Source organism: Paenibacillus sp. PK3_47, assembly GCF_023520895.1.
GTDB lineage: Bacteria > Bacillota > Bacilli > Paenibacillales > Paenibacillaceae > Paenibacillus_AQ.
On sequence record NZ_CP026029.1, the window covers coordinates 1,779,808 to 1,792,273 of the forward strand.

The window sequence follows — 12,466 nt, forward strand, 5'->3', positions numbered from 1 at the left end:
GCTATTAATCAGCTGCAAACATCCCGCTATGGCTTATTTATTCTGTTCTTCAAGCTCCGCGCTGATTTTCAGGAACACCTGGTAGCTCCGTTCTGCACATTCGGAAATCGCTATCGGATGGAAGCCGGGGAGATCCGCGTACAGCGTATCATTCAGCGGAGCGGTCCAGCTGGCCGGCAGCGCGGCAGCCCCGAGTCTGGCTCCCATAATGGAGCCGACAGTAGCGCCGTTGCAGTCCGTATCCATTCCGCAGGCGACAGAGGTTACTACCGCCTTCTCAAAGTCATCCCCGCCATAAATGAGCGAAGCGGCAACAAGCGCGGCGTTATTATTCGTATGCACAGGATCATAATGGCTGAACCTGTCCCACAGCGTGCTGACCAGCTCGCGCTCGCTTTCAGCCTGCCGGGCGATTTCTATCCCCTGCTTGACATCAGCTGCAAGGCGGCTGGTCGCTGGAATTTCACTGAGGCCGATCTCCAGAATGCGCTCATTGCTCAGGCCGGCAAAAGCGGCGGAAATCATCGCAGCGTTGAACATTTCACCGTAAATCCCGTTCTTCACATGGGAGAAGGAGGCATCCCGCCAGCCCAGCTCCGCCGCAAGCTCCGGATGCCCTGCAGCCCCGTAGGCCAGACCGTCGGCCCGGATTGCAGCGCCGATCCACTCGCGGTACGGATTGAGGTGCATCCGCACCCGCTCCTGCCGCTGCAGCCAGTCAGCCGGCTTGCCGCCATTCAGATGTGAGGTCTCTTGGGCAAAATTCATGTAGGACTGCGTCTCGGCTGTGCAGACCTGGGCATAGGTCAGGTGTTTATGCCACAGCTTGCCGATATCCCACGAATCCCAGTTCAGCCCTTTCTGCTCCAGCAGCATCAGGCCGAGGACCGTGTAGCGGATATCGTCGTCGCTCTCCATGTAATGGATCGTTTCACGCGTACTTGTGAAGGACCAGTCGCTTAAGCCGAGGCCGTATTCCGCCTCTGCCCGCGAATTGCCCGGGGTGTAACCTTTAATCGGCCAGGCATCCGCACCGCGGAACCACAGCTCGATATTCTCCCAGCCCGGACGGCCGTCCTTGCCGTAGAGATAATCCCAGTATTCCAGCGGTTTGCCCAGCGCACAGCCGACGCTTCTGCCCAGCCAGGCGCCGTAGAACTTGTCTCTCCACACTTCAGGAGTGAAGTTGACCGCAAGCCTGCGCGGACCTTCCGGCCGCAGGTCACGGATCTCCCGGAGCCCGGATGGCTCTTTGTATGGGAAATCCTCAGCCACCTCAAGCGCCATCAGCTCCCGGTAGACCTCCATCAGCTTCCCTTCATCAGTTCCTGCGGCGGCAAGCTTCTCCTGCATCCCGCCTGTCCGGCAGCCTTCCTCGCCACGCTGGAGCAGCTCCAGCCTTACCGTCTCCTGCAGCGTCTCCCAGCCTGCCATCGTCAGTTCCCCCCGGCCGCAAGCAGCAGCTTACGGTCCAGAACAGCGAGGGAATCAAAGAGCAGCTTCATAAATGCTTCCCTGTCCACACCCACCAGCACTTCTGTATTTGCCGCCTGATCCGGCTTCTTTCTCCGGTCGGCAACCGTCATCCCCCGGGTGAGCTTCCCTTCCGTCTCCACCGTAACATGCAGATGCTCCGACCGGAACAGCTCCGGCTTCAGCAGCCAGGCAACAGCGCAGGGATCATGCAGCGCGTTGCCGACATAGCCCATCTTTTTGCCGTATATTGAATAAAAGTCCAGCAGTTCCCCGACCATAACCGATACCGGGCCGCGCTGCTTCAGTTCAAGGATCTCTTCTTCAAAAATCGCCGCCTGATCCGTCACATCCAGTCCGCTCATGACAATCGGAATGCCGGATTCATAGACAATGCGGGCCGCTTCCGGATCCACATAAATATTAAATTCTGCAGTGCGGGTCACATTTCCGTATGCCAGCCCGCCGCCCATCAGGGAAATCTTCTCGATTCTGTCCTTGACCTCCGGGTAAGCGGTAATCAGCAGGGCAATATTCGTCAGCGGCGCCAGCGGCACCAGTGTAATCTTCTCCTCAGAAGCCCGGATAATGTCCAGCATGAACTCCACAGCACCCTGCTCTACCGGCTTGAATTTGCTTGCCGGCAGAGACGGGCCGTCCATTCCGGACTCCCCGTGCGCTTCTTCGCCGGTGACCAGCTTGCCGAGCAGCGGCCCTACCGCACCTTTGGCTACAGGAATATCAGCATCGACAAAGCTCAGCACCTTCAAGGCATTATCGGTAATCTTGTCCAGGATCTGGTTGCCTCCTACCGTAGTGATCCCCCGGATGTCCAGCTGCTCCGGATGCGCCAGTGCAAGCAGAATGGCAATCGCGTCATCATGACCCGGATCGCAGTCAATTATAATTGGTTTTGGCATAATAATCCCCTCCGTTACTTCTCACCTGTTGTTAGCTGTTACTTCACCCCAGAGTGGACTCAGTCATATTTCGTATTATTTGGCAGCCGGGCTTTTCAGCTTCCGGTTCTTCTTCCGTGTCTCAGAGATCGCGTAAATCAGCAGGCCGATGACAGTTGCGACATAAGGCAGCGTTGCAATCAGCTCGGCAGGAATCTTCAGCACCTGCAGCGCATTGGAGAGCGCATCAGCGGCACCGAACAGGAGCGAAGTAAGCGCCGTTCCGACTGTTGTACTCCGTCCCATCGATTCAGCGGCAATGGCAATCCAGCCCCGGCCGGCCACCATATCGCGCGTAAAGAGCGAGAGGTAACCCATCGACATGTATGCACCGCCCAGGCTGGCAAAAAATCCGCTCAGCAGCAGCGCGGTATATTGAATTTTGACCACACTGACACCGACCGACTGCGCAGCATGCGGGTTCTCGCCGACAGAGCGGATACGCAGACCCAGCGGCGTGCGGTTCAGCAGATAGTAGACCACGATGACCGCCAGTATGGAGAAATAAGTCAGGATATGATGTCCCGAGAAAATCGGCCCGAGCACCGGAATATCCTTCAGCAGCGGAATCTGCACATTCGGCAGCACCTTGCTGGCCAGGGAGGTCGAAGAACCTTTATCCCCGCTGAGCAGGTACAGAATAAATACCGTTCCTCCCGAGGCGAACATGTTGATTGCTACCCCGCCGAGTATAATATGGGTCTTGAACTTCAAGGTAAAGAAGGCCAATATCCCGGCAATGAGCGTACCTGACAGTACGGCGCCCAGCAGTCCGACCCAGGCACTTTGGGTATAGGCACTCACAATGACACCGGCCAGGGCCGATACGAGCATAATGCCTTCCATCCCGATGTTGATGATGCCGGCACGGTTCGAGATCAGCGCCCCAAGCGCTGCGAACAGAATAGGTGTCGTAACCCGCAGCACCGAAAAGGCGAAGTCGGTCGTAAAAATAACATTCAGCAGACTGTTCATGCGCTTGCCTTCGCCTCCTTCAACAGCATCCGGTTCTTCCAGAACTTCAGGAACTGTTCAGCTGAAATCAGCAGAATGATGACAGCCTGAATGATCGAGATCATCTCGGAAGGCACGTCCGACAAGCGGGCCATCATATCGGCACCGATGCGGATATAGGCCAGGAACAAGGCGGAACCGATGACAGACAGCGGGTTATTCTTGGCCAGCATGGCCACCAACGCGCCATCCAGGCCGTAGCCCGGCAGCGAGCTCCACTGGAACCGGTTATACATGCCCAGCACTTCCACCGATCCGCCCATTCCGGCAATAAACCCTGCGATCAGGTGGACAAGAATAATGACCTTGGCTGTCTTCATCCCCGAATAGCGGGCGAATTCGCGGTTGACCCCGGTCATCCGGATTTCATACCCCCACTTGGTGTGGTAGAGAAACAGGTGGGCCAGCACAATCAGCGCAAGCACGATAATAAGGCCGGTATGGATACGTGTGCCGGTAAAAATTTTACTCAGCTGCGCCGTCTCCTGGAATTTAAAAGAGACGTTCGCGAACGCTTTGGCATCACGCAGATGATAATTAAGCAGATAGAGTCCGATTCCGAACAGGATGTTGTTGAACATCAGTGACGTTACCAGCTCGTTGGCATTCCATTTGGCCTTGAGAATCCCGGGGATGGCCGACAGCAGGGCGCCCACAAGGGAACCTGCGGCAATCGCCACCACCGGATGCAGCCATCCGTTCAGTGTCGTCAGGTGGATCGCCAGGACGGAAGTCACCACGCCCGAGAAATAGAAGATCCCTTCTGCTCCCAGGTTGAACATGTTGGCCCGGAACAGCAGGGAGACCGCCAGCCCCGTGAACATGAGCGGAATGGCCATCTCAATGACATTCCCGATATGCCCTTTAGTGGAGATCGGCTCCCACAGGAAAATACCGATGGTCTTCAACGGCTGGTCGCTGACCAGCGAGATGATGATAAAGGCGATGACCAGCGCAATCAGAATTACCGCGGTTGTCCGGATCGCCTCAAAATATTTGACTTTAAACATGAGTTATGGCCCTCCCGGTCTGTTCCTTGTCCTGCCGGTTAATCCCCAGCATATATAACCCCAGCTCTTCTTCACTCACGGCAGACGGCTCCTCGAAATAGGCCACGATCTGGCCCTCATACATGACGATCAGACTGTCGCTCAGCTCCATAATTTCATTCAGATCGGCCGAGAGCAGCAGTGTCGCACAGTTCGCTGAACGCAACTCCAGCAGCTTCTGGTGAATGAACTGGGCTGCTCCGATATCTACACCGCGCGTCGGCTGCTCGGCAATGAGCAGCTGCGGTCCGGTGGAGCATTCACGGGCAACGACAACCTTCTGCATGTTCCCTCCGGACAGCATCCCGATCTGCTGCTTCGGCCCTGAACAGCGGACCTTGAATTCCTCCACCAGCGAGGCCGCAAGGGCCGCGATTTTGGAGCCGTTCAGGAGCGGCCCTTTATTCATCTCTTTGGTCCGGTAACGGGTAGAGATCAGGTTGTCGGCAATGCTGGCCTCACCGGCAGCCCCCTGGCGCATCCGGTCCTCAGGGATATAGGATACTCCCAGGTTGCGGATGCCGAGAATATCCATTTCACGGATATCGGTCCCTTGTACACTTACAGCTCCGCTGGCGGTTACACCGTGAAGCCCGCCCGTAAGCGCCTCGATCAGCTGGCTCTGGCCGTTGCCCTCGACGCCGGCAATCCCGACAATCTGGCCTTCCCGCACGGAAAAGCTGATATCAGACAGCAAAGCTTTTCCCTGGCTGTCCTGCACATTAAGCTTGTTGACCGACAGTACCGGTTTCCCGCCGGATACCTTAGCCTTGTCATATTTCAGAACGACATCCCGTCCTACCATCAGCCGTGAAATCTCCTGCTCGCTCACGTCGCGCGTCTGGAACACCCCTTCGCTCCGTCCGGCCCGCATAATGGTAATCCGGTCACAGATCGCCTTCACTTCCTTCAGCTTGTGGGAGATGAACACAATGGTGTGCCCCTGTCCTTTCAGCTCCTGCAGCTCATGGAATAGCTCCTCTGTCTCCTGAGGCGTCAGCACCGCTGTCGGCTCATCAAGGATCAGAATTTTGGCCCCCCGTACCAGCGCCTTCAGAATTTCTACCTTCTGCTTCATACCGACAGTCAGGTCCTCTACCTTTGCCCTGGCATTCACAGCGAGATTGTATTTGCGCGCGGTCTCTTCTGTCAGACGCACCGCTTCCGCATAGTTGAAGCTGGTGCCTTTACGCGGCTCCATGCCCAGCACCATATTCTCGGCTACGGTGAAGGAAGGCACCAGCATGAAATGCTGATGCACCATGCCAATCCCCCGGTCAATTGCATCCTGCGGGTTCTGCAGCCGCACTTTTTCACCTTTGATCAGGATCTCTCCGTCACTGGGCTCTTCCATCCCGAATATGATCTTCATCAGGGTCGATTTGCCGGCCCCGTTCTCTCCCGCAATCGCATGAATTTCTCCTTCGCGCAGGGAAAAATGAACGTCTTTATTCGCAACGACGCCATTTGGATATACCTTGGTGATTCCCCGCATTTCCAGCAGAGCGTTTTGCATGGTTCATCAACGCCTTTCAACTTGGTGGTCTGCAAAAAATAGGCAGCTGGAATACTTCCGGAGAAGATCTTCCAACTGCGTGAGATTTATATAAGCTGAACTATTTTACTCCAGGCTTATATCGCTGCTCCGGTAAATGTTTGGACTTCCGGAGAAAAAGGCGATCGCTTCGCTCCTACAGTTCCAAAATTCCCCTCCGCTGCTCTAAGCTTTGGCTAAAAAATTCAACTTATATAATTTTTATTTTTAATAACATTAAGGTTTAACTGCGTTACGGATCGCTTCCACTTCCGAAGTTTCCATACCCATTGCGTTGTCTACAGTAATCTCTTTGCTGATCAGCTTCTGCTTCACTTCTTCCACCTTAGCCTGCAGATCTGCCGGGAATACTTCTTTGTAGATTCCGTTCTCCGCAATGCCTACGCCGTCTTCCACAAAGCCGAGCACATCGCGTTTGCCCATCTCAAGCGTTCCGTCCTGCAGCTTAGTCACTGCACCGAGGATCGCACTGTCAATCTTCTTAATCGCAGAAGTAACGATAAGGTTTGCTTTTTCACTGTCTGTATCTTTCAGCAGCATGCCCTGGTCAGAATCGACGCCGATGGCATATTGTGTTTTTTCTTTTGCGGCATCAAAGATACCAAGACCCGTTCCGCCCGCTACGTTGAAAATAACATCCACACCCGAGTTGTACTGGATCAGCGACAATTCTTTACCTTTGGCAGGGTTCACGAAATCGCCGGCATAAGATACAGCAACTTTTACATCAGGATCCACGTACTGCGCACCTTGAATGTAGCCTACGAGGAACGCATTGATTCCCGGAATATCCATCCCGCCGACAAACCCGATCACATTCTCCGGATTGGCATTCGGCATATCAGACTGTGTAGCCAGTGCCGCTACAGCACCTGCCAGGAAGGAAACTTCATTGGTTGAATAAGACATGTTGTACATGTTCGCCGGAGCGTCTTCGATATCTGTGTCGTAGTTGATGAATTTTTTGTCCGGATTTGCTTCAGCTGTCATATTGAACATTTCTGTGATTTCCGATCCGCCCGAGATGACTACATCCCAGTCTTCAGCGGCAATATCGTTAAAGGTAGGCTCCCATTTCGTTTTGTCTGTACCCATTTCCACTACCTTGGTCTCTGCGCCAAGCTCATCTTTTACTCTTTGCAGACCGTTGTTGGCCGCATCAAAAAATGATTTATCTCCAAGCGTCCCCGGAATCAGCAGTACAACCTTCAGCTTGTCCCCCGAGGCTTCCCCGCCAGCTGCATTACTTCCCGTGTTTGCCGTGTTTGCTGTGTTTCCATTACTTGCTGTGTTATTTCCGCATGCAGTGACAATGACCATTACCGTGAGCAACAATAAAGCTAGAATGTTCTTTTTCATTTGTTCCTGTTACACCCCTGTTGTTTGTAGTTGGTATACCGCCGAGATATGTCATAAAAGACCAATTGCACGATTTGTGTTACAGCTGCGGATACATCATTTTGCTGAAATTTCATAAAATTACTGAATATAAGCAAATTACTTTCAAAAGCAAACGTTACATTGGTTTGAAACCCTTTAAACGGGGTAATTTCCGAACGAGATGGCCAGTCAGGTTGCGAATCTTCCGTTTAATTGATACGATCATAACAAATACAGCAGCAAATATTTATATACTTTCGGTCATCTTTTTGTATGATTTGGCTAAAAGATAAAAAATACGGAGGATCATCATGGATCGTGTCCTATATATTGTCAATGCGGAGCATGAAGCGAATACCCACATCCCGCCGCACCAGCATGAATGCTTCGAACTGGTCTACTACATTCACGGGCTCGGCACCTGCAGTATCGGCCAGCGCAGCTATCATTTCCGGCCCCATTCCTTTGCGCTGATTCCGCCCAATTTCAAGCATGACGAGAACCATCAGCCCCGCTCCGAGGTGCTGTTCATCGGCTTTCACTGCGGGAATCCCAATATCGGTACATTGTCCGGCGTTTTTGAGGATGACAAGGAACAGACGGTGCTGCAGACGCTGCGGCGGATGAATGAAGAGTTCAAACGCAAGCGTGACGGCTTCGCGGAACTGCTGAACCTGCAGCTGAGCGAGATTACCGTGTATCTGCAGCGGCTGATGGGAGGCTCGGGCTTTCAATCCCCTGCACAGGATCAGATGCAGTATGTGCTGAACTATATGGATGAGCATTACCGTCATAAACTGTCGGTCTCCTCGCTCTCCGAGATGTCAGGTTACAGCTACGACCGGTTCCGGCATTTATTCAAAGAGCGGTTCGGTCATTCACCTCACAGGTATCTTTTGCTGAAGCGCCTAAATTATGCCAAGTCCCTGCTTCTGCATACCCAAATGCCTATTTCTGAAGTATCCGCCACCGCCGGGTTCGTGAATGACGCCCAGTTCTGCAATATGTTCAAAAGAGAGATCGGCCTCTCACCGCGTACCTTCCGGATCAGCAACAAAGTAAATTAAGACGACGTAATGGAGGGTTTTCAATATGACACCAAAGCTGATTTTAATAGAGGGACTGCCAGGATCGGGTAAATCAACAACAGCCAGGCTTGTTCATGACATTTTAACGGATATGAAGCTTAATTCCCGGCTGTATGTAGAAGGAGATTTGGATCATCCTGCCGATTATGATGGTGTTGCCTGGTTCACGCCCCATTCATTCGGAAATTTATTGAGCAGCCATGAGCAGTATAGAGATTTCTTGCTGGCCCATACCTTGAGACAGGGTGAGCATTACTTTCTCGAATACCGCAAAATCAAAAATGAATACGGGGCAGATTTTCCGGATGAACTGATGGAGGCTATTTTCAAAAATGATATATATGAACTGCCGCTGGAGCAGAACCGCAAGCTGATCGCTGAGCGGTGGAAGAAGTTCACAGAAAGTGCTGCAGCCGGCCGGGACACCTTTATCTTTGATTGCTGCTTTATCCAAAACCCGGTAACCGTTGGGATGATTAAATACGATGCCGGGAAAGAAGATGTTGTAAGTTATGTTGAAGAATTGGCGGCGGTTGTCCGGCAGCTGAATCCGTTGTTAATTTACGTGGAGCAGAACGATCTGGATTATTCCTTCCGGAAGGCAGTTAAGGAAAGGCCCGCAGCCTGGTCGGAGGGATTTATAGAATATTATACTAGTCAGGGATATGGAAAAATCCGGGGCTGTAAGGGGTTAGAAGGCACCCTGCAGGTTCTGGAGGCCAGAAGCCGGTTGGAGGAAGAGATATATAACGGTCTTGAAGTGGCCAAGGTTAAGGTAAATAACTCTTCATATGACTTGAGCAGTTACAAGCAAGTGTTGGCGGGAATTGTATCAGCGTATTTCACTTCAGCACCATGACTTCAATTAATGTGTCAGCAAAAAAAGAGGCCATCTCCAAATGCAAAAGGAGACTGCCTCTTTTTTACTTTTCCCCGTCATAAGCTGTTCATCTGAGCTCTTACACCTTCAGCTGGAGTAGACTTCTGCAGCTGTGTTACTGGCAGCCTTTGCCTCTGCTGCATACAGTACCTTCCGCCCGCGCCAGCGAAGCAGAACGAGCACGCCTCTTAACGCCTCATCCGCAATCATGCTGCAGTAAATACCGGTCAGCCCCCATCCCGCTTCAATCCCCAGCAGATAAGAGCCGCCTACGCCTACCAGCGACATGGAGAGGATGGAGATGGTCATCGTAAAGCGGGTATCGCCTATGGCATTGAGGGAGTTGCCCATGGCCATGTTGAGCATTTTACAGGGTTGCAGAAGCAGATTTAGTGCAAGCAGTGATATGCCTATCGACAGAATCTCCTGATCTGTGGTTAAGAATCCAAGCAGGATTCTGCCAAACAGGAACAGGATCAGCACATTGACACCGACAATCGCCAGCCCGATATAAAGAGTGCGGTAGGCGCCCCGGTACACATTACCCAGCTGCCGGGCACCGAAGAGATGGGCAATCTGAATCTGCCCTGCCATGGCAAGGGCAAAACCCAGAGCGAAACAGAATGATTCCAGCGTATTTAAATACGTCCTTGCTGCGAGCTCCTTGGCTCCCAGCATAGCCATGAACGAATACATCGCCAGCTGTGACAGCACCCAAGCCGAGGAGTTCAAACCCAGCGGCCAGCTGATCCGCAGAATTTCACCAAACAGCTTTTGGTTAAAGGCTTTAAAGTCAGGCAGTCTGATTTTACGCTCAAACGCTCCGCAGAACATATACAACAATACTATTACACCAAGCAGTCTGCTGATTACAGTAGATAGAGCAATACCGCCGAGTCCCATTTCCGGGAGTCCGAACATGCCGAAGATCAGAATATAATTCAGCAGGATATGAATTACATTCACAGCTACACCTGTGTACATAGGCCCCCGGGTATTACCGGTATTTCGGATCGCTGAGCTGAGCGAAGAAGACATGCCTACCAGAAACAGCCCGCCCCCGACATAGGTCAAGTAAATATGCGAAAGAGGAAGCAGATCTCCGGATACATTCAGCGCGAGTGCGATCGGATCAGAATAGAAAAACATCATAATGCTGACAGCAATACCGAGTAAGGTGCTAACTGAAACCCCCATGATTGCTATTGTGCGGGCATCTTCATGGCGTCCGGATCCAAGACGCTGCGCAATCAAAATACCGGCTCCGCCCGCAAAGGTAGTAAACAGTGTGATGAGCGCGTTGAACAGCTGGTTGGAGATCCCTACAACTGCAACAGCATCATCCGAAATCCGGCTGACCATGATGGTATCCACCGTACCAAGCAGCGTCTGCAGAAAAATCTCGATAAAAATCGGCCAGGCCAGCATCCATAAACCGAATTTACCTTTTCCAGGTTTCACTAAATGAACTTCTCCTCTCAGATGACTAGGTTTGCAGGATGGTTGAAAAGGCTATATACCTTCCCTTGCTAGAAGTAAATTATAGGTGATATACTCGGGGAAATGTAGCAATATCGAAACCTAAACTTTCATTAATCAAACCATAGTTCAGGAGGATGCTCCGCATGCATCTGCTTAATTTCTCCATGCCGCCTGTGCCTCATTACACTATCAGCGGAATCAATTACTGCGGCCCGGGCTACCGGCATTTGAACCGCCAGCATTTTAAATGGTTTGATCTGCTGGTTGTCCGTGAAGGCTGCCTGTACATCAATGAAGAAGACCGCAGCTTTGAGGTCAGGGCAGGCGAAGCACTAATTCTGCGTCCGGACTGTCATCATTATGGCACAGAGGACTGCCGGGAAGACACCTCCTACTACTGGCTTCATTTCCAGACTGTTGGGGGCTGGCACGAATCCTCCGCTCCAGCAGCCGCATCTGAAGACATCACTCCTGACGAAGATGAGACCGCCGAGACGTCTTCACCGATATGCTCGCATCAGGGAACATTCATTCAGTCCATTCCCCAGTACACCACGCTGCTGCAGCCGGCACGTATGGAAGAGCTGCTGGCACAGCTGGAACAGTTAAAAGCTACTGCTCATCTGAACAGTGTCCGCTTTAAGCAGCAGATGCTGTTCCAGGAAATTCTCCAGCAGCTGTCTGCCTCGATGAACCCGGAACGATCTGCTTCCCAATCCAAGGCATGTGCCGGACAGGCCGCTTCCTTCCTGCGGTCCCATTACCGTGAGGAGATTACTACTGCCATGCTGGGGGACAGCCTCAACTTTCATCCGGTCTACATTGCCCGCTGTATGAACAGGGAGTACGGCTGCTCGCCTATGGAGTATCTGCTGCGCTACCGCATAGAGCAGAGCAAGCTGCTGCTGATGCAGACCAGCTTCCCGATCTCGCGGATTGCTGAGGAGGTTGGCTTCAATCAGGCTCCTTATTTCAGCTCCAGCTTCATGAAGCTGGAGGGCATATCCCCGCGGCAGTACCGGCAGCGTTTTTCGTAAAGTCGCCAGCACTCTATACGCTAACAGCCCCTGCATTACCGGAGGATATTCCGGTCGTACAGAGGCTGTTTTAATCTATTCGCCATAAAGGCTAATTCTTCCGCTGCAGCTGCAGCGGTTCCGCCGCGTGTCCTGCGGTATTCACCCTATTTTAGGTAGCTTTTGTGTCCGCTTCTCTCTCCAGCGAAGCAAAATAAGCAATCTTATGCTCCACCTTCTCCGCAAAGCTCTGGAAGAACTTGATTTTTTCATCAATCTGAACCTTATGCTCCTGGAGCAGCTTCCGCTGCTCGGGCAGTGTGTCCAGACCTTCCTTGGACAGCGCAACGAACTGCTTGATCTCGGCAATCGGCATTCCCGTATCCTTCAGGCAGCGGATCAGCGAGAGCAGCTCCAGATCCTCGTCATGAAAGCAGCGGTTGCCGTGTGCATCTCTCGATACTACCGGAAGTACACCCTCCCGTTCGTAGTAACGCAGCGTATATTGGCTTAGCCCGGTTTTTTGTGATATGGTTTTTATGCTGTATCCCACAATAAAAGCTCCCTTCT

At 52.4% G+C, this 12,466-nt stretch carries 11 protein-coding genes; 3 read left to right on the forward strand and 8 right to left on the reverse strand.

Going from position 1 to position 12,466, the window contains the following annotated elements; translation table 11 throughout:
• Positions 1–33 precede the first annotated feature (33 nt).
• The 6 genes from C2I18_RS07985 to C2I18_RS08010 form a co-directional block, all read right to left on the reverse strand.
• The gene (locus tag C2I18_RS07985) at positions 34–1,434 is read right to left on the reverse strand and encodes an ADP-ribosylglycohydrolase family protein (protein ID WP_249900718.1); all 1,401 of its coding nucleotides are present in this window, start codon (positions 1,432–1,434) and stop codon (positions 34–36) included.
• Positions 1,435–1,436: 2 nt separating this feature from the next.
• Entirely contained in the window at positions 1,437–2,393 is a 957-nt protein-coding gene (locus tag C2I18_RS07990) for a nucleoside hydrolase (protein ID WP_249900719.1), read from the reverse strand.
• Positions 2,394–2,468: 75 nt separating this feature from the next.
• Entirely contained in the window at positions 2,469–3,407 is a 939-nt protein-coding gene (locus tag C2I18_RS07995) for an ABC transporter permease (protein WP_249900720.1), read from the reverse strand.
• Positions 3,404–4,456, reverse strand: coding sequence for an ABC transporter permease (locus tag C2I18_RS08000; protein ID WP_249900721.1), 1,053 nt, complete (start codon positions 4,454–4,456; stop codon positions 3,404–3,406). The genes C2I18_RS07995 and C2I18_RS08000 overlap by 4 nt, the downstream gene beginning before the upstream one ends.
• Complete coding sequence (locus C2I18_RS08005; RefSeq protein ID WP_249900722.1) at positions 4,449–6,011, reverse strand: ABC transporter ATP-binding protein; 1,563 nt, start codon at positions 6,009–6,011, stop codon at positions 4,449–4,451. The genes C2I18_RS08000 and C2I18_RS08005 overlap by 8 nt, the downstream gene beginning before the upstream one ends.
• 255 nt (positions 6,012–6,266) lie before the next feature.
• On the reverse strand, positions 6,267–7,385 hold the full coding sequence (locus C2I18_RS08010) for a BMP family ABC transporter substrate-binding protein (protein WP_249900723.1): 1,119 nt from the start codon (positions 7,383–7,385) through the stop codon (positions 6,267–6,269).
• A gap of 356 nt (positions 7,386–7,741) precedes the next feature.
• Here C2I18_RS08010 and C2I18_RS08015 point away from each other — a divergent pair, with 356 nt between their 5' ends.
• Positions 7,742–8,497, forward strand: a complete 756-nt coding sequence (locus C2I18_RS08015; RefSeq protein WP_249900724.1) for an AraC family transcriptional regulator — start codon at positions 7,742–7,744, stop codon at positions 8,495–8,497.
• Between the two features lie 25 nt (positions 8,498–8,522).
• On the forward strand, positions 8,523–9,377 hold the full coding sequence (locus tag C2I18_RS08020; protein WP_249900725.1) for a P-loop NTPase family protein: 855 nt from the start codon (positions 8,523–8,525) through the stop codon (positions 9,375–9,377).
• A 108-nt stretch (positions 9,378–9,485) separates the two neighbouring features.
• On the opposite strand, the gene C2I18_RS08025 is transcribed toward C2I18_RS08020, so the two are convergent.
• Positions 9,486–10,859, reverse strand: a complete 1,374-nt coding sequence (locus C2I18_RS08025) for an MATE family efflux transporter (protein WP_249900726.1) — start codon at positions 10,857–10,859, stop codon at positions 9,486–9,488.
• A 164-nt stretch (positions 10,860–11,023) separates the two neighbouring features.
• Between C2I18_RS08025 and C2I18_RS08030 the strand changes: the two genes are divergently transcribed.
• A complete protein-coding gene (locus C2I18_RS08030) occupies positions 11,024–11,917 on the forward strand; it encodes a helix-turn-helix transcriptional regulator (protein WP_249900727.1) in 894 nt (297 codons plus the stop codon).
• Between the two features lie 151 nt (positions 11,918–12,068).
• Here the strand turns inward: C2I18_RS08030 and C2I18_RS08035 are convergent, their stop codons facing one another.
• On the reverse strand, positions 12,069–12,449 hold the full coding sequence (locus tag C2I18_RS08035; RefSeq protein WP_249900728.1) for a MerR family transcriptional regulator: 381 nt from the start codon (positions 12,447–12,449) through the stop codon (positions 12,069–12,071).
• Positions 12,450–12,466 lie beyond the last annotated feature (17 nt).